The sequence below is a fragment of the Rhodothermales bacterium genome (assembly GCA_013002345.1).
Lineage (GTDB): Bacteria > Bacteroidota > Rhodothermia > Rhodothermales > JABDKH01 > JABDKH01.
The window spans coordinates 1-17,482 of sequence record JABDKH010000102.1 but is presented as its reverse complement, the minus strand read 5'-3'; the positions used below and the strand labels follow the sequence as shown (position 1 = coordinate 17,482).

The 17,482-nt window shown below is 58.4% G+C and carries 15 protein-coding genes; 7 read left to right on the top strand and 8 right to left on the bottom strand.

Annotated features, from left to right (window positions below; all coding sequences use genetic code 11):
• Nucleotides 1-142 precede the first annotated feature (142 nt).
• Together HKN37_05350 and HKN37_05345 are read right to left on the bottom strand one after the other, a co-directional pair.
• Nucleotides 143-1,495 (bottom strand): Gfo/Idh/MocA family oxidoreductase, encoded by a 1,353-nt coding sequence (locus HKN37_05350; protein NNE46070.1) that lies wholly within the window; start codon nucleotides 1,493-1,495, stop codon nucleotides 143-145.
• A 40-nt stretch (nucleotides 1,496-1,535) separates the two neighbouring features.
• Complete coding sequence (locus tag HKN37_05345) at nucleotides 1,536-2,477, bottom strand: formylglycine-generating enzyme family protein (protein NNE46069.1); 942 nt, start codon at nucleotides 2,475-2,477, stop codon at nucleotides 1,536-1,538.
• A 352-nt stretch (nucleotides 2,478-2,829) separates the two neighbouring features.
• Here HKN37_05345 and HKN37_05340 point away from each other — a divergent pair, with 352 nt between their 5' ends.
• The 3 genes from HKN37_05340 to HKN37_05330 are packed head-to-tail and all read left to right on the top strand — an operon-like array spanning nucleotide 2,830 to nucleotide 6,074.
• Nucleotides 2,830-4,092, top strand: a complete 1,263-nt coding sequence (locus HKN37_05340; GenBank protein NNE46068.1) for an efflux RND transporter periplasmic adaptor subunit — start codon at nucleotides 2,830-2,832, stop codon at nucleotides 4,090-4,092.
• A gap of 12 nt (nucleotides 4,093-4,104) precedes the next feature.
• Nucleotides 4,105-4,860: an ABC transporter ATP-binding protein gene (locus HKN37_05335; protein NNE46067.1), complete on the top strand. Its 756-nt coding sequence runs from the start codon at nucleotides 4,105-4,107 to the stop codon at nucleotides 4,858-4,860.
• The gene (locus tag HKN37_05330; GenBank protein ID NNE46066.1) at nucleotides 4,857-6,074 is read left to right on the top strand and encodes an FtsX-like permease family protein; all 1,218 of its coding nucleotides are present in this window, start codon (nucleotides 4,857-4,859) and stop codon (nucleotides 6,072-6,074) included. Before HKN37_05335 ends, HKN37_05330 begins: the two co-directional genes overlap by 4 nt.
• Before the next feature lie 129 nt (nucleotides 6,075-6,203).
• On the opposite strand, the gene HKN37_05325 is transcribed toward HKN37_05330, so the two are convergent.
• From HKN37_05325 to HKN37_05315, 3 genes are all read right to left on the bottom strand, one after another.
• Nucleotides 6,204-7,496, bottom strand: a complete 1,293-nt coding sequence (locus HKN37_05325) for a Gfo/Idh/MocA family oxidoreductase (GenBank protein ID NNE46065.1) — start codon at nucleotides 7,494-7,496, stop codon at nucleotides 6,204-6,206.
• Nucleotides 7,497-7,570: 74 nt separating this feature from the next.
• A complete protein-coding gene (locus tag HKN37_05320) occupies nucleotides 7,571-8,482 on the bottom strand; it encodes an FAD:protein FMN transferase (GenBank protein NNE46064.1) in 912 nt (303 codons plus the stop codon).
• A 63-nt stretch (nucleotides 8,483-8,545) separates the two neighbouring features.
• Entirely contained in the window at nucleotides 8,546-9,907 is a 1,362-nt protein-coding gene (locus HKN37_05315) for a Gfo/Idh/MocA family oxidoreductase (GenBank protein ID NNE46063.1), read from the bottom strand.
• 223 nt (nucleotides 9,908-10,130) lie between these two features.
• On the opposite strand from HKN37_05315, the gene HKN37_05310 reads away from it, so the two are divergent.
• Nucleotides 10,131-10,751: a YceI family protein gene (locus HKN37_05310; GenBank protein ID NNE46062.1), complete on the top strand. Its 621-nt coding sequence runs from the start codon at nucleotides 10,131-10,133 to the stop codon at nucleotides 10,749-10,751.
• A gap of 30 nt (nucleotides 10,752-10,781) precedes the next feature.
• Here HKN37_05310 and HKN37_05305 read toward each other — a convergent pair whose 3' ends face one another.
• Nucleotides 10,782-12,905 (bottom strand): elongation factor G, encoded by a 2,124-nt coding sequence (locus HKN37_05305; GenBank protein NNE46061.1) that lies wholly within the window; start codon nucleotides 12,903-12,905, stop codon nucleotides 10,782-10,784.
• A 324-nt stretch (nucleotides 12,906-13,229) separates the two neighbouring features.
• Here HKN37_05305 and tsaB point away from each other — a divergent pair, with 324 nt between their 5' ends.
• The gene (gene tsaB, locus HKN37_05300; protein NNE46060.1) at nucleotides 13,230-13,976 is read left to right on the top strand and encodes a tRNA (adenosine(37)-N6)-threonylcarbamoyltransferase complex dimerization subunit type 1 TsaB; all 747 of its coding nucleotides are present in this window, start codon (nucleotides 13,230-13,232) and stop codon (nucleotides 13,974-13,976) included.
• Between the two features lie 41 nt (nucleotides 13,977-14,017).
• Nucleotides 14,018-14,869, top strand: a complete 852-nt coding sequence (locus HKN37_05295) for an acetyl-CoA carboxylase carboxyltransferase subunit beta (GenBank protein NNE46059.1) — start codon at nucleotides 14,018-14,020, stop codon at nucleotides 14,867-14,869.
• A gap of 266 nt (nucleotides 14,870-15,135) precedes the next feature.
• On the opposite strand, the gene HKN37_05290 is transcribed toward HKN37_05295, so the two are convergent.
• Nucleotides 15,136-15,534: a hypothetical protein gene (locus HKN37_05290; GenBank protein ID NNE46058.1), complete on the bottom strand. Its 399-nt coding sequence runs from the start codon at nucleotides 15,532-15,534 to the stop codon at nucleotides 15,136-15,138.
• A 336-nt stretch (nucleotides 15,535-15,870) separates the two neighbouring features.
• Between HKN37_05290 and HKN37_05285 the strand changes: the two genes are divergently transcribed.
• On the top strand, nucleotides 15,871-16,605 hold the full coding sequence (locus tag HKN37_05285) for a hypothetical protein (protein NNE46057.1): 735 nt from the start codon (nucleotides 15,871-15,873) through the stop codon (nucleotides 16,603-16,605).
• 3 nt (nucleotides 16,606-16,608) lie between these two features.
• Here HKN37_05285 and yaiO read toward each other — a convergent pair whose 3' ends face one another.
• Nucleotides 16,609-17,439, bottom strand: a complete 831-nt coding sequence (gene yaiO / locus HKN37_05280) for a YaiO family outer membrane beta-barrel protein (protein NNE46056.1) — start codon at nucleotides 17,437-17,439, stop codon at nucleotides 16,609-16,611.
• Between the last annotated feature and the right edge of the window lie 43 nt (nucleotides 17,440-17,482).

Sequence of the window (17,482 nt, the reverse complement as noted above, 5' to 3'; positions counted from 1 at the left end):
CTCGTGACCTCCTGGGAACACGCCGGTAACGCCGTCAGCACGATCGCCGCTAACACCAGCACAGCATGGCGACCGCATCCAGCGCGCCCTGGCCGTCGTGCTCCCGGGAGAGTTGACAAAGGATCACCGACCGATTCCATATCTACAGAGCCTGTGTAACGCCAGGTACCGGAACGGGGTAGTTGCCTTTCTCGTCCGGTAGAACCGGGGGATCCGCATCGAATGCGAAACGCTCAGGCATCAAGTTGAGGTTCGAAGCGAGAGCCGCGTCCCAGTTTACGATGTTGCCGGAGTATGTCGCCATACGTCCCATGATGGCGGTCATGGTAGCCACAGCGCCGTTCTCCGCATCAGCGTATTTGTATTCGCCCGAGGCAATCGCCGCAAACAACTCGTCGTGCTCAACCTGATACGGATTCAGGTCGTCCTTGCCACGATGCTTGAAGATCGAATGACCCCACTGGTCGAGAAGTTCTCCCGGCGCAGGCGCGGTGCCGAGCGTGCCCTGGAACGCCTCGGAGACTCGATTCATGCAGACGGGCATATGACGACACTGGCTCTGGATGAATGTCCCGTCCGCATATTCATATTCAACCGAGTGATGATCGAAGATCTGTCCCGAATCGGGCCCGATCCGGACCTGCCTGCCGCCCTGTCCCTGCGCTCGAATCGGGTGTCCTTTCTTCACCCAGTTGGCGACGTCGAGATTGTGGATATGCTGCTCCACGATATGGTCACCACACAGCCAGTTGAAGTAGTACCAGTTGCGCATCTGATATTCCATTTCAGTCTGTCCTGCCTGGCGCTCTCGCACCCATACCCCCTCGCCGTTCCAGTACACTCTGCCTGAGACGATGTCACCGATCACGCCCTCATGAATGCGCCCTACCCACTCGCGGTACACCGTCTCATAGTGCCTTTGCAGTCCGACGACGACATTCAGTTTCTTCTGACGCGACTTCTCCGCAGCCGCCAGAATCCTTCGCACACCCGGAGCATCAGTAGCCACAGGTTTTTCCATGAAGACATGCTTGTCGGCTTCGACGGCGGCCTCAAAATGAATCGGGCGGAATCCCGGCGGTGTTGCGATGAGCACGACGTCAACAAGTGGTATCACCTGCCGGTATGCATCGAATCCGACAAACTTTTGTTCGTCCGGCACATCAATCCGGGTGCGATAGTCGAGAGCACCGTCCGCGGGTGCATCGCTGTTTTCGGGATTCAGCAAGTTCGAAAGACTCTCGTCTAGCCGATCGCGAAAAGCATCGGCCATCGCCACAAGTTTGACATTCTGACCGCTGCTCAGAGCCTGGAGCGCAGCGCCTGTGCCACGGCCGCCACAACCAATCAGCCCAACCCGGATGGCATCATCAGATGAGTAGTATGCGTTTGCGCTCAGTGGAAACCGGCTGGCCATCAACGAACCAACAACGGCCGCCGAACCCTTGACGAAATCACGGCGACTGACCGCCTTCTTGTTTTCAGTCTTGTCCATTTGAGACCTCACGTCTTCTGTTTTTCTGGCTCGTGGCGGCCTACTCTCCGAGTACAAGTCGCCAGAAGTTCTCCTGCTCCTCACCACTGACCGGCTTAACCGGCCTGACGAGTCTAAACCCGACAAAGGGGGAATCGGTGTTCCACCAGTAGCTCTTCGGAATCTGCGGATCGCGTCTCTTCCAGTTCAAGTTTGAGCGAAGCCGCGCTGCGCATCTCAACGCGTCCGGATCGTCGTCGTACGCGCCGCCACGCACCGTTCGCGGATGCAGCCGGGTCGGTTCGACCCATGGACTATGCGCGGAATCCGGAAGGAGTGAAAAAGCGTCGGCTGCATATTGATCGAGGGTCCATTCGGCCACGTTTCCGTGCATGTCGTAGAGGCCCCAGGCATTCGGCCCTTTCTGACCCACAAGATGAAAGACCTCGTCGCTGTTGCCATAGTGCCACGCATGGTCATCCAGGGCAGTCGCATCATCTCCGAATGAGAATGGTGTCCCCGATCCGGCGCGGCAAGCATACTCCCACTCGGCTTCCGTCGGGAGTCGATAGAAGTGTCCGGTCTTGTCGGACAGCCATTTCGCGTAGTGAAGCGCAGCCCACTGGGTCATGCCGGCGGCAGGGAATCCTTGGTTTCCCATGCCATGTGCCGGATCCTCATATGGCGGACTCGGCCTGGCCACAGCATCCGCATTGAAGGTCGTGGAGTCCGCCTGCGAGACATTGCTGTCCAGATTCTCGTATCGGAATACGGCGTACTCGTCGTAGGTAACTTCATGGGTCGACATCCAGAACGAGTCCACCGACACCCTCCGGCGCGGCCCTTCGTCGGTGTCGCGGCCCACCTCATCATCCGGACTGCCCATCAAGAAGCTGCCACCCTCGACCAGCACCAGTTCAAACACGACCCCCGTGCCGGCAATCGTTTCTTCCGTCACCCGGGAGATCGCCGAATCGCCGTCCGACCGATGTGGGTCAGCCATGAGCGAAGTCTGACCCGAAACGCTGGCAGGAATGAGCAGGGCGGTACTGGCAGCAAGAATGATCGATCTTCCACCCGACCGAATCGGGCTATGCGAGGTCCTGTTGCCGCAGAGCATCCTTCAGTAGTACCGAGAGAGAGTTCGTTAGTCCCAATGTAGGGATGATCAGGAAGTCCCGCAGAGCCTGATGACAGGCGTTCGGAGCCATCGGCTCCTGAACCAGTATAAAGCTAATGCCTGCGTGGAATGGTCCTCGCCGCAGAGGGATCTAATTGAAGATGGCGGACAAACGGAACATACCGCTTCCTCGCGATTTCTCGCCCCCGCACCAACACTCCACAGTGTTCAACACATGAAGAAGATTTTTTGGATAGCACTGGTCGTACTGCTCACTGCCGCAGGTTGGTGGTACTATTCGAGCGACGGTGAGACGACCCTATCACCGTACCGATTTGTAACGATCGAGCGTGGCGACCTGGAGGCGACCGTAGCGGCCACAGGTAATCTCAACGCCGTGACCACCGTACAGGTCGGGACCCAGGTGTCCGGTCGGGTCGACAAAATCTTTGTCGATTTCAACGATCGTGTCAGGCGCGGTCAACTCATCGCGCGAATCGATCCGACGCTGCTGGAGCAGAGTGTGCGGGATGCGGAGGCACGGCTAGAGCGCAGCAATGCCGAGATGGCGCATCGACAGCGTGAGTTCGACCGCAACCAGAAGCTGTACGAGAGCAAGGTCATTACCGAGACCGAGTTCAACACCATCCAGTACAACCTCGATCTTGCCAGTGCGGACCTGAAGAGTGCCAAGATCAGTCTGGAACGAGCCACGCAAAATCTCTCTTATACGGCCATCTATGCACCGATTGACGGTGTCGTAGTCGAGAGAAATGTGGACGTCGGCCAGACCGTTGCCGCCAGCCTGTCCGCTCCGCAGCTCTTCCTGATCGCGAATGACCTCGCCCAGATGGAGATTCTGACATCGGTAGACGAAAGCGACATTGGAATGATCAAGGAGGGACAGAAGGCCCGGTTCACGGTCCAGGCATATCCCGACGAGACGTTCTACGGGTCCGTGAGGCAGGTCAGACTGCAGTCGACGATGCAGGAAAATGTCGTCAATTACACGGCCGTCATTGACGTGGACAATTCAGACGGAAAGCTGCTACCCGGCATGACTGCCACGGTCGACTTCCTGGTTGAATCAGCGAACGACGTGCTGATGGTCTCCAATGCTGCCCTGCGATTTCGCCCCACTCAGGAGATGATCGCGTCGATGCAGCAACGCCTTGAACGGGAACGAGAGCAGTCGCCGGACTCGGCGCAGCAGCAGGGTGCTCAGAGAGCAGGAGGGCGCGGCATGCCTGGCGGCGGACAACCCAACGGGTTCCAGCGTCCGGCAAACGTCAGCACGCTGTGGTACCTCGACGAGAACGGTGAGGTCGCGATTGCCCGGGTCCGTACCGGAATATCGGACGGACGAAGCACGGAGATTACGGGAAGGGCCGTCGAAGAGGGACTCGACGTAATCACGGCTGCGACCGGCGGGACACAGGCCACAAACAGCAATCCGTTTCAGGGTCAGACACAGCGACGTAGACCCGGTGGGTTCTAGGTGGAAGCGCACATGACATCGGAGCCCGTTATCAAGATTGACAATGTCGCGCGTGTCTACACGATGGGCCAGACGCAGGTCCACGCCTTGCGCGGACTCAGCCTGACGATCCGAGCAGGAGAAATGGTGGCGATCGCCGGTGCATCCGGGTCGGGTAAGTCAACTCTGATGAACATCATCGGCTGCCTGGACTATCCCACATCGGGCGCCTACGAGCTTGACGGCGTCCGCGTCGATACGATGGACCGGAACCATCTGGCCGATGTACGTAATCAAAAGATCGGTTTCGTGTTTCAGGGTTTCAATTTGCTGCCGCGAACGTCTGCACTGGAGAACGTCGAGCTTCCACTCTTTTATGATCGCACGCATCGCGATCTCGACATAAAGAAACTTGCCACGGAGGCGCTCGAGCGTGTGGGACTCGGTGACCGGCTGGACCATGAGCCGAGCGAGTTGTCGGGTGGTCAGCAGCAACGCGTGGCCATCGCCCGGGCACTCGTGACGAGACCCACTATTCTCCTCGCTGACGAGCCGACGGGCAACCTCGACAGTCGCACGTCGGTCGAGGTGATGTCGCTCTTTCAAGACCTGAACGACGCCGGAACCACGATACTGCTTGTGACACATGAGCGTGATATCATCCAGTATGCGCGGCGTATCGTGGAATTGCGCGACGGGCAGGTGATCGTCGATGAACCGATCACTGACCGTGCGTACGCTCGAGTTGAACTCGAGCGGCTCGCTAAACTCGAACCGGTGTCCGCATGAAAACGTCAAATCTCATCAAAGTGGCGTCGAAGAGTATTCGCAAGAACAAGATGCGGACTCTGCTCACGATGCTCGGTATCATCATCGGTGTGGGCGCCGTGATCGTGATGGTGGCCGTAGGAGAGGGTGCCCGTACACAGATTCAGGACCAGATCAACAATCTGGGTACGAACATGATCGTGATCACGCCCGGGTCGTCGAGCCAGGGCGGCGTCAGCCACGGTGCGCAGAGCTACAACCGGCTCAGTATCGACGACTACGAAAAGCTCCAGCGTGAGGGCACAATGATTTCTGCCGCGTCGCCCGTTGTGTTCACGCGAACCCAGGCGATCGGCGGCCAGGGAAACTGGCGGTCTACGATAAACGGGGTTTCGGACCAGTTTGCGGTGATCAGAGACTGGGAGCTGGCCTCCGGAGTGTTCTTCGACAACGCAGACCTGCGATCGATGCGAAAAGTCGCGGTCCTCGGCAAGACCGTGGCGGACAACCTCTTTCCGGGAGAAGATCCCGTAGGACAACAGGTTCAGCTTAGGAACGTGCCCTTTGATATCGTCGGAGTTCTGGCCGAAAAAGGTCAGACGGCTAACGGTAGCGATCAGGACGATGTCATCGTTGTTCCATACACAACGGCACAGACGAGGCTGAGTGGATGGAGTCGGATTTTTCAGATTCTTGCCAGCACGTACTCGCCTGCGGACATCCCCGCCGCACAGGAAGAAATGCGGCTGATCATGAGGGAGTCACACCGACTCGCCGAGTGGGACGAAGACGACTTCACCATCCGAAATCAGACCGATCTGGCTGACGCCGCACAGGGTACGACAGAGGTCATGTCAATCTTGCTTGCTGCCATCGCGTCGATCTCACTCCTCGTTGGCGGGATCGGCATCATGAACATCATGCTGGTGTCGGTGACCGAGCGGACCCGGGAAATCGGTATTCGCATGGCCATCGGCGCGCGCGGCAAGGACGTGCTCACACAGTTCCTCATCGAGGCGACCGTAATGAGCATCCTGGGCGGTCTGATTGGCATTGGACTTGGCTTCGCCGGCGCAGCAATCCTGGCGTCGGCCACCGGGTGGAACACAGTGATCGCGCCCGACATGGTGGTCGTGGCGATCCTGTTCGCTGCCGTGGTCGGCATCTTCTTCGGCTTCTATCCGGCGCGAAAGGCAGCGGCACTGGATCCGATTGAAGCGTTGCGGTACGAGTAGGGGCACGGTGTTCCACGACACGCACCGATCCATAGCGTGCATGGCCGCGGGATAGCGTCGCCTGCCGCCGAATTCGACCGGCGAAGAACAGGGACGAACCGCGGGTGACCGGGCCGCGGCGCGAACCGTCTATCCGAGATCGAACCACTCCGGCTCGAATTCTATCCTCTTGTTGCCCACAATCGCTTCGTTCGCCTTGATCGCCACCACCGTCGCATCGTAACCCACCTTAAAGTTCGCGACGGGATCGTAGGGCCCGTAGACGAGATTGTCTATAAACGCTTCAAGACCGTAGAACAGAGGCGTTTCAACGTTGGGATCGTCGGCGGCCGGATCCAGACCCTGTGCTTCCAGCTTCGTGGCGTTCGCGACGAGGGCAATCCCCTTCTCTCGATAGAACGTGTCTTTGCGGGCATACACTTCCCAGCCCAGAAGCGGCGCATCCACCTCTTTGAACATCCATCCCTTGCTGTTGCGCAGCATGATCGTACTGTCGCTGCCGTAGAACATGTCGTAGGCGCCGTCGAATGAGCTCGTCAGTGTCGCGTCATACAGCAGACGAATACCACGTGGATACTCGAACACGGCCTGTATCGTGTCGGGGACCTTTCGGCCGTCCTTCCAGAGAACCACCTGGCCAAAGCCCGTCACTGCTACCGGCCGTTCGCGCAGAATCCACGAGACCGTATCGACCTGATGTATACCAACCTCCCCGACTAACCCGGTCGACAGGGTCTCGTCGAGTCGCCAGTTCAGTTCAGTTTCCCTTTCCCGACTCGGAGACGCCCTGCGCCAGCTTTCCTTAGTGTGCCATTGCGATCGAGCCATCGTCGGCGTTCCCACCGCTCCACTGCGGATGAACTGGAATATGTTGCGATGTTGCGGGTCCGACCGGTACATCAGCCCGACCTGAAAAACCTGCTCCGGGCTGCCCGCCGCAGCCTGTGCGATCACTCGTGCGTCGTCGATCGACGACGCGAGCGGTGCTTCACAGTACACGTGCTTCCCTGCTTCAAGAGCGGCAACCACCAGTTCACGATGCCGATGCGTCGGGACAGCAAGGATGACGGCCGGGACGTCGGAATCAAGGAGTTCGCGATAATCCTTCATGCGGGCTGCATCTGGCAGAGCCCGCTCGGCACGCCTCAGCATCACGTCATAAGTGTCGCAGACGGCTGCCAGTCGAACTTGGGGCATCCTCCCTAACGTCGACGCAATCTCGCGACCCCACTGACCGTAGCCCACGAGACCGACCGAGACCGGCTCGTCCTGTTCCGACGTTTGCAGCCGCGTACGAGAGCGCGAGCGCAAATCGGAGCCCGTACCTACAAAACCTGCCAACGGCGCAAGGGAGCTTTTCTTGATAAACGAGCGGCGCGTCAGTCCGCCTTTGAGTCCGTCTGAATCGCGTTGATCGTTCATAACCAGGTGTCAGTCTTACTGCGTGGAGTCCAACAGATCTCTCCGTGGACTGGATAAATGCGATACCCACTAATCTAGATCGCGAAGTCGCAGTGTTCAATGATGGGAGAAGACTGTCGTCCGCCCGATGCAACGAGAATGCGGGCTTCAGGGTAGCCACGAAGAATCGTCTCCCTCTCCTCCGCCCCCGCGACCAGCAGAGCGGTCGATAATGCGTCGGCGAGACTGGCCGACCGGCACTCCACGGCCGACAGCGAGGCAGCCGAAACGGGTCGTCCCGATCTAGGGTCCAGCACATGTCCGAAGGTCGCGTCGTCCGCCTCAAACCATTTTCCACGAACGTCCGACACCGACATCGATCGATCACTGAGCGGAACGACGGCCAGTACTTCATCGTCGCCCGTGCCATCATTCGCGGCGGAGATGGCAACGTTCCAGTGCGGTCCCTCCGGTGATCGACCTGTAGCCTTCATACTGCTCGTGCCGCCGTGCAGAAACGCGTCACGCACGCCGGCTTCCTGCAAGATCGAAATGGCCTCATCGATCGCGTATCCCTTTCCGATACCGCCCAGGTCGATCTCAATTCCTTCTACTTCGAACCGGATGGTCCGTGCGTCCTCGTCCAGCCGCACAAGATGCATGCCCACGCACTTCATCACATCCTGCAGATCGGTCTGAGTCGGCACGCCGCCCTCACTCCCCGTGAATCCCCAACACCGCATCAGCGGACCGACTGTAATGTCGAAGGCTCCCATGGTCGTCTCGTGGACGTCCCGGGCCAACATCAGAAGACTGAACAGTCGAGGTTCGACGGGCACCTCGCCGGCATGGGCCGTGCGATTGATTCGCGAAATATCGCTCGCCGGTGAGTAGAAACTCAGCTGTGCGTCGAGCCGGGTCACTTCCGCCAGCGCTTCCTCGCCTGCCGCCCGCAGCCACGCCGGATCGCGGTCCCCACGAACAATCAGTTCGAAACGGGAAGCCATAGCCATCCTGGCAAGCCTTACGGTCTCCATGCGATGGCCTCGAAAATCCTCTGTCGCGTCGCGCTACGAGAGTTCGAGCGTACCGTACGTAATCGGGTCGATGACTTTGCCGCCGCCACCCGTCACTGTGCGTGTTTCGGCGTCGAAGTGCATCATCTCACCGAGCCGCTCCGACATTTCTGCCAGCGAGATGATTGTCTGCGCCTTTACGGCAACGTCGATGTTGCCGTTGGTCACGATTCCATTCCGGATCCCGTCATACCAGTTGGCAACGTGCGCGGGTATGCTCACGCCCGGCTCGATGTTGTCATAGCTTTCAGGATCGACGAGATCTGCAAACGGACGTTCCGGTCGCAGCTCCACCGCGTTACCTCCGAAGTAAAGCGTGGCTTCGTGTCCACGAATGACCTGGTCAAGCCCCTGCTCATTGACGGTACTACCGGTAACCAGTATGGAAAGTCCGCTCGGAAATTCCGCCAGAAGCTGCGTGTTGTCGGTAACGTCTCTGTCGGTAGTCACTTTCCGCGTTCCAAGACAGACGACGCGCGACGGAAACTCAGCATTACCGGTCGCAATGAGCAGCGGATGTATGCGGTGTGCCAGTAGATCTCCCAGAATCCCGCAACAGTACGGATAGTACTTGCGCCAGCGATGGTAGTGGTCCGCGCTGAACGGCCGATCGGAGACCGGTCCCAGCCATGACTTCCAGTCCATCACGTCAGGCGTGAGTTCCGGGTCGATTTCATAATTCCACTCGCCATCGGGCGCGTTCCGACAGTACGAATTCTGGCCCAGAACGGGTGCACCGATTCTGCCATCCCTGATGACATCGGCAGCCGTGTGCCACTTGCCCTCGGAGCAATACTGTGAGCCGATCTGGAATACTTTTCCCGTTCGCTTCACGGTGTCGTGAATCCGAAATGCTTCGTCCAAATAGCGCGTCATGGGCTTCTCGCAGTAGACGTGCTTTCCGGCCTCCATCGCATCGATGGCAATCTTCGTATGCCAGTGATCAACTGTACCGATAAAGACCGCGTCGATGTCGTCGCGATCGAGCACACGCCGATAATCGATGTATGCGTCCTTCTCCGGCAGTTCCAGCTCCACACGTGCGCGCTCGGCTCTCTTTGACCACACATCGCACACGGCGGCCCCGATCACGTTCTGATCCGCACCATGTTTCTTGACGGTGCCGACATGCGAATTGAAGCCCTGTCCACCGACACCGATGAATCCGACGTGCAGTCGGTCGTTCGCACCCATCACACCGGCCGCAGCGCCCGGTGCCACGCCGGGCTGAGTGATAGTCTCCGTGACGCCGGGGGCACATCCGGCAACGACGGCCGCCGTGGCAACCGCACTCTTCTTGATGAAATCGCGACGCGATGAACGATGACGACGAAGCGTCCGTTTACTTCTTTTCATGATAATGACCGTCTTGCGGTTAATTGCAGACCCGAAGATCACGCAACTCTAGTCGATCCGCGGAGTTGACAGGCGCGGGGTGTTATTGAAAAATAACACAGCGCGATCTAATTGCTAGAACGGCAGAAAATTCGCGCAACGAAGTCCACATTGGGCTTGTCGTCGAAATACTCCCGGCGATAGGCTACCTTTACTGGCCATCGAAACAGCCATCCAACAGGGTATGCGCACGCAGATCTTTACCTCCTACATTCCGCTCCTGGCTCTATTGTGCTCCACGAGCGTGATCGCACAGAATGCGACGCTAACGCTGGGTCCGGAAAGCACTCTCTGGATCGACGGTACGTCAAACAAAAGCGACTGGACCGTAACCGCAACAGATGTGGCCGGCGCCCTGGAGCTTGATGAGACTGGGATTCCGCGTCAGGCGACCGTGACAGTCGCAGCCGACAAGATCGAGAGCAACAAGAGCAAGATCATGGACCGGTTGATGTATCGAGCCTTGAAGAGCGATGCGCATCCGTTCATCACGTACACGCTCAAGGCAGCCAGAACCGCTGGGGAGGGCCCAGACTCGCTATCCACGGAAGGTGAAGTACGTGTCGCGGGCATTACGAAGGGAGCGGTGATGGACGTCGAATGGCAGATGTTGGACGACGGTGCTGTTCGAGTTCATGGCACCCACCCGATGAAGATGACCGATCACGGAATGAAACCGCCGACGGCCATGTTCGGGGCGCTTCACACCGCCAATGAAGTTGTGGTTCATTTCGATGTGGTTTTTGTCGGGACAGCCGACAACAGCGACCTGGAGCAAACGTCCGCGGCCGCACCCGGCAGGTAAGCGCCCGAGTCCGGACCCCGGCAACTCAGATCACGCTTCCTCGGTCTGCAGCGCCTCAGCGACGACCTTTTCCTGCACATTGCGAGGCATGGGCTCGTAGTGATCGAACGAAGCGGAATGCAGTCCGCGGCCCTGAGTGATCGACCGGAGAATCGTTGAGTACCGATAGAGTTCGGACTCCGGAGCCTGGGCCTTGATGCGCTGCAGTGAACCCTCGACGTCAATGCCCTGAATCCTCGCCCGACGTGTATTCAGATCTCCCATCACATCGCCTGTATACGAGTCCGGAACCAGCACCTCCAGATTGAAGATCGGTTCAAGCAACACGGGCTTCGCCTGACGAAATCCGTCGCGGAAGCACATTCGCGCGGCAGTCTTGAAAGCATTCTCGTTCGAATCGACCGAGTGCATCCCGCCATCAAAGACCACAACCCGTACGTCGCCCACCGGATACCCGGCGATTGGTCCGTCCTGTGTGGCTTCGAGAACGCCCTTCTGGATCGCACCGAAGAAACGTCGCATGTCGATGACACCGCCAACAATGCCGTCGATGAATTCGATGGTCGAGCCCCACCCGGTCTTCGCCTCCGAAACGCCGCGCACTTTGATGTCGTCCGGCGGACGGAATTCTCCGTCACGTGGTTCGACGAGCATTGAAATGTCGGCGAACTGGCCCGCACCTCCGGTTTGCTTCTTGTGACGGTACGTCGAGCGGGCCGTGGTCTGCACCGTCTCTCGATACGCAACGCGCGGCTTGTAGTACTCGACTTCGACGCCAAATCGGTGCTTCAGGCGGAACCGTGTAATTTCCAGATGCATCTCGCCCTGACCGCCAAGAACCATCTGGCTCAGGTGTGGGTCGTGAACAATCTGAAGCGATGGATCCTCTTCCGCGAGTTGGTGGAAACCCTGAGCCAGTCTCTCTTCCTCACCCTCGCGCGCAGACCTGACTGCCATCTGATACCGTGGGGCTGGGAATTCGATAGGGGCGATGACCACCCGGGTTCCCTTGCGCCTCAATGTGTTATTGGTATGGGTGTCCCGCAGCTTAACGAGAGCGCCGAGATCGCCTGCCTCCATCTTCGGAACGGCGTCGCGCTCGCGGCCATTGATGCCAAAAAGCTGACCAAGACGCTCGGTCCCTTTTGTCTGGGCATTCTCGAGATCGATGCCCGCCTCAATCGTCCCGGCAAAGACTTTGAAGAACGAGTAGTCGCCCACGTGATGCTCCGCCATGGTCCGGTAGACGAACACGACGGGGTCGGCGTTCTTGTCGCATGAGACCGGGTCACCTTCCGTCACCGCCGCGGGCGGCATCTCAACCGGCCTCGGGCATACGTTATCGATGAAGCTCATCAGTCGCGTGACGCCCACGTTCTTTGTGGCACTTGTCAGGAAGACCGGGAACAACTGCCTCGACAGCATCGCCTCATGCAGACCCTGCCTCATTTCATCTTCTGTCAACGTACCCTTCTCGAAGTACAGCTCCATGAGACTCTCGTCGTTCTCAGCCACATTCTCGATGAGTTCATTATGGAGTTGCTCCGCACGCTCGCGGAACTCAGGATCGATCTCCGCTTCCTTCGGCTTCCCTTTGCCATCCGGAAAGGTCAGCTGTTTCATCACGAGTACGTCGATGATTGTCTGTGAGCCAGCCGCCGCCGGAAACTGAACGACCGTCGCACCGCGCCCGAAGCGCTCGTGAATCTGGTCTATGACATCATCGAAACTGACATCGGGCTTATCGATGTGGTTGACCACAAACATCGACGGGATATGCGTGTCAACCGCGTAGCCCCAGGCCAACTCGGTGCCCACCTGCACACCTTCCGCCGCATCGATTACAAAGATGGCCGTGTCCACGATCTTCAGTGACCCTGCTACTTCACCCACAAAGTCAGGATATCCGGGCGTGTCCACAATGTTGATCTTGTGCCCTTCCCACTCGGCATGAACAAGTGACGCGAAGACGGACATCTGCCGCTCCTTCTCACTCGGGTGGTAATCACTCACCGTTGAGCCATCCACGATCGATCCCATGCGGTTGATCGCACCCGACGCAAATAGCATCGCCTCGGCCAGCATGGTTTTCCCGCTACCCTGGTGTCCAACCAGTGCGACATTGCGAATATGTGCTCCGTCGTAAACCTTCATATGGAATGTCTCGTTTAGTCCGTGCCCTGCGGCGTAAAGTCGGAAGTGCCCGAAATGACTGCCGGCACCGGCCCTGGCAGCGTAATCATGCGCCGATAACCCTTCATCAACGTCCGAACGCCAGCGACGTGTGGCCGGTGGAACCGGCCGTGAACCACATCATTTCACGCCCTGAAAGCCGCCGGTGAGGCGGTTGGCCGGACTGCCAAAAGGGGTTCGAAAGTTACATATTGAAGCAAAATAATCAAGGTCCGGTTTCGATGTGATGGCCGTGGGTGAGGAAACGAGGAAAACGAGCGATAAGCTGTCGCAGCTGCGTTAACGATGAAATCAGAAGCTGTTAATCTCCTTGCCATCGAGACGGCCAGGAACGCCTGTAGCGTTGCCGTCATCGGCTCGAACGGCGTGTGTGCAGGCGCCACGAACTTGCGGCCCCGGTCTCACGCGGAGCAACTCGTACCCATGGCCATGCGCGTTGTGGCCGCCGCGGGACTCAGCTTTCCGCAATTGGACACAATTGCCGTCTCGGCCGGACCCGGCTCTTACACCGGCCTGCGCATCGGCGTAAGCACGGCAAAGGGTTTCGCGTCTGCTTACGGAGCGCAGATTGTTGGCGTGCCGACACTTCAGGCCTACGCGCACGCGGCCGATCACCTCTCAAGACTGCGCCAGAACCGGCCCGAGCTCGTCGCCATTGCTCTCACTGCCCGCAGGAGCGAGCTGTATTTCGGTGTGTTCGAGATGAAGAACGGCGATGGACTGCCGTCGATGCTACTGGACGCCTGCGTTCTCTCGATAGACGATTCACTCGATGCCCTTGCCGGACTCGCTGGAGGCCGCATGGTGGGTGTCGCCGGAGACGCCGCGAAGGGTCTGGTCGCAGCCACAAAGGATCGCTTTCGTGCCATCGAGATGGAGTTCGTTCCGTCGGCGATGTCCATTGGCAAGATCGGCCTGGAACGCGCAAATGCTGGGCATGTTGATGATTTACGGTCGTTCGAGCCCTATTATCTCAAGGACTACGTAGCCAGGGTGAGTGACAAGTCAGTCTTTGAGCGACTGCCGACGTAGGATCGCGTTTCGTGGAGACACAAGTAGGCAAAGAAGATCTTATGGCCTGGTTTAGAAGAGAAAAAGCAGGAATTCAGACCAGTCTGAGCGATCAGATTGTGGTGCCTGAGGGCCAGTGGATCAAGTGTACGGAGTGCACGGAGCCCGTGCACCGACGTGAACTCGAAGACGAACTCCTCGTCTGCCCCAAATGCGGATATCATTTCAAGATGTCTGCGCTTGGCTACTTCGAGATTATGTTCGATGACGCGAGCTTCGAAACGTATGATGAGGACCTTCTCGCTGTCGACAGGCTTGGTTTCGTCGACCGAAAGAAATACGTGGATCGGCTTCGGGACGCGAAACAGAAGACAGGACTGAACGACGGCGCGCGAGCCGCCACCGGGCTCATTGGTGGTCGGGAGGTTTCCGTCGGTGCGATGGACTTTTCGTTCATCGGCGGTTCGATGGGTTCCGTAATTGGCGAGATCCTGGCGCGGGCCATCAAACGTGCGCACGATCGGGAGATTCCGCTGGTCATCATCGCGCAGAGCGGTGGTGCCCGAATGATGGAGGGCGCGCTGAGCCTCATGCAGATGGCCAAGACGAGCGCTCAGCTGGCGCGGTTGGCGGAGAAGGCGATCCCCTACTTCGTCTTGCTGACGAACCCAACGACCGGGGGAGTTACAGCATCGTTTGCCATGCTGGGAGACATTCACATGGCGGAGCCCGGAGCACTGATAGGATTCGCCGGGCCGCGAGTTATCCGCGAGACCATGGGGCAGGATCTGCCCGACGGATTTCAGCGGTCAGAGTATCTGAAAGAGCACGGATTTGTGGATCTCATCGTTGACCGACGAGAGTTGCGAGAGATGGTCATCCATCTACTCAATCTCGTTTACGAAGACGCCTGAGAGAATCCGTCCGCAAGCTCGATTCGGTCAGCTGACCTGGAACCGATGAACGTGCCTGCTCGCGTGCACCGACCAGGCGTAAAACGCTCCGGCCGACGCGATAGTCAGGACTGCGAGAATGGCCTTCATTGATCCAACCTCTGATTAATCCGCCCCTGTTATTACTATCGACATCCAGGACGGATAGTGAAATAGCTGTTAAGGACGGATAACGAGGACTTTGAGAGGATTTGCCCGCGGAAGGGGCACAGGTACGCCGAAATGCCTCATTCTGAAGACTTTTTAGCGGCCCGCTCAACCAGTTCCAGGCCTTCCAGCATCTCGAGTAGTTGGCGATTCTCCTTGAATACCTCCAGCGCCACAAGGGCGGACTCATCCACTTCGAAGCGACCGTAGGGTTGCCAGTAAACGAAGTAGCGGCCATTGATCCAGCCCCGCCACGCGACCGGCTCACCTCGAATGTTGAAGTAAACCTCTGCGGAATCTGTTCGGGCCTCAGACACCTTGTCCACGAAACGCCGCACACCGAGCGTGTCGATGGCGTTGATTTTGCCCTCGAACAAACGCTCTTCTAGCGGCAAGCTAGTGTCCTGAGCGCAGGCGGCTGCACCGACGACGATGCACAGTGCGAGCGTCAGCAGAACGACGTCACGAATCAATCTCATGGTTTACCCGGGGATATTGGACAGGCCTTAATGTAGTCCGTGCGACGCACCATGTCACGCGAAGCCATGCATCGGTCGCTACAGCGGTAAAGACCGACGTCCTGGAGATACGCCGAGGCTTACATCCTTGCGCGCGGTCCGGGTGAACTGCTGACGGACGGCGACAGAGAACACCCGCTATGCAACATACCGGACGAACGAGTCGTCGGGCCTGCCAGATAATCGGTTGCGACTCGTACCTTCTCGCACGATTCGCTGGCCGCGATCAACCAGCGGCCCGATATTGACGACTACGTCGCCTCTGCGATTACCACTGCGAATACTTGTGGACACGTTATGAGTTTTCCTCTCGACGAGGGACTGCTGGAAATCTTCTCCAACTCGTTCTACGGGTACGGCGCATACCGGTCTCCGCTCTGGTTTATCGGTCCACACGCAACCTTGCTTGGCCGCGACGGCGACGAAGCCGCTAGTCGTCTTGAGTTGTGGCACCGGCGCGGACAGCCGCAGACCGTTGATCTCCCACGATTCTATTCCATGATGGGTGAGAAACAGTGGTTCACTGAAGCCGCTCAACTTCATCGTGTGTGGAGTAAACTCGCTCGCATTGCGTTGGCCTTCCAGGACAGCGAAGCGACGGGGCGCGTGAGATCGTACCAGGCCGGGGAGCTCGGGCGGATGAAGGGGCACAACTTGCTGCTCCATCTGCTAGCTACAGAACATCTACCCGACGCCGAGTGGCCTTACTCGCGTCTTGAGACACCCTACCTTCGCCGGCCGGACCTTTACGTGGAGCGATTCGCTGAACGGCGCGCCCTGCACATCACCCGTCAGATTCGCAGATACAACCCGCGCGTCGCCGTCTTCTACGATCTGACAAACAAGCTCTGGTGGAATAAAATCACCGGTGCAGGGTTCGAGAAGTCATCCGTACGAGACTGCTTTGCAGTGCGAAAGGGCTCCACGCTTTATCTCATGGTCCGCCATCCGGAGAGCATCGGAACGAGAAACGACTACTTCACGAACGTAGGTCGACTGGCAGCATCCATGACGGCCGACGCCCGCGAGTGAACCCTACCAGTTCCACAGCACGCCTGTTGTGACGCCCCACCGAGACAGGTCGCCATCGTCGACACCCTCGAGACCGACCCTGATGCCTGCTCCCCTGCCGATCGAGCGTTGGTAGAAGATTGACCCGGAGAAGGAATTGCGCGCTTCGATGCTCGTCGTCCCGGGAAACGCAACGATTTCGCGACCCTTGGCAACTGTGAGACCGACAAACTCATCTGACGCACCGAAGTAACGCCGTACGGTCCCCAGTATGGCGTAGCCCATCGAACCGCCAACCTGCGTCGCACTTTGCCTCGCCCGCAGATACCAGTTGCCGATGTACTTGCCTGCTCCCACGAGCCAGGTATTCGCTCCGGAATTGACATAGTCGGCTCTCCTGTAGCCGGCCGAGAATTCCCAGCCGTTTCCGGGACCATGAAAGACCTCAAGGAAGATATCTGATCGAGGTATAACCCTGGCTCCAGGCGACACGCCAAGTCGCAGATTACCGTAGGTATGGGATCCGAAATTCCGGTACATATCCAGTGCGATGAACGGATCGTCTTCGCCATGGCGTCCGACCAGGCCGAGCTCCACGGCGTATGTTGATCGGCGTGGAACATGGCGTCTAACGGCAACCGCGTCCGTGCGCCACGCGGGACGACCTGAAGAGAATCGGGAGAACACGTGGACGGCCGACGTCGACCACTTCGCTTGAGAGGGTTGCGGCTCGTCAATGCCAATCGTTGAAGTCGAGTCGTTGACCACGTTTGCGCCTGCAACGGATTGAGCAGACAGGCAAACCAGCCATCCAACGAGAACGATAGCGAAAGAACCGATCACTGAACGCGTCATGATGATTTATTGACTTGTGGCAAAGCCCTTTCTTGTCATCTCG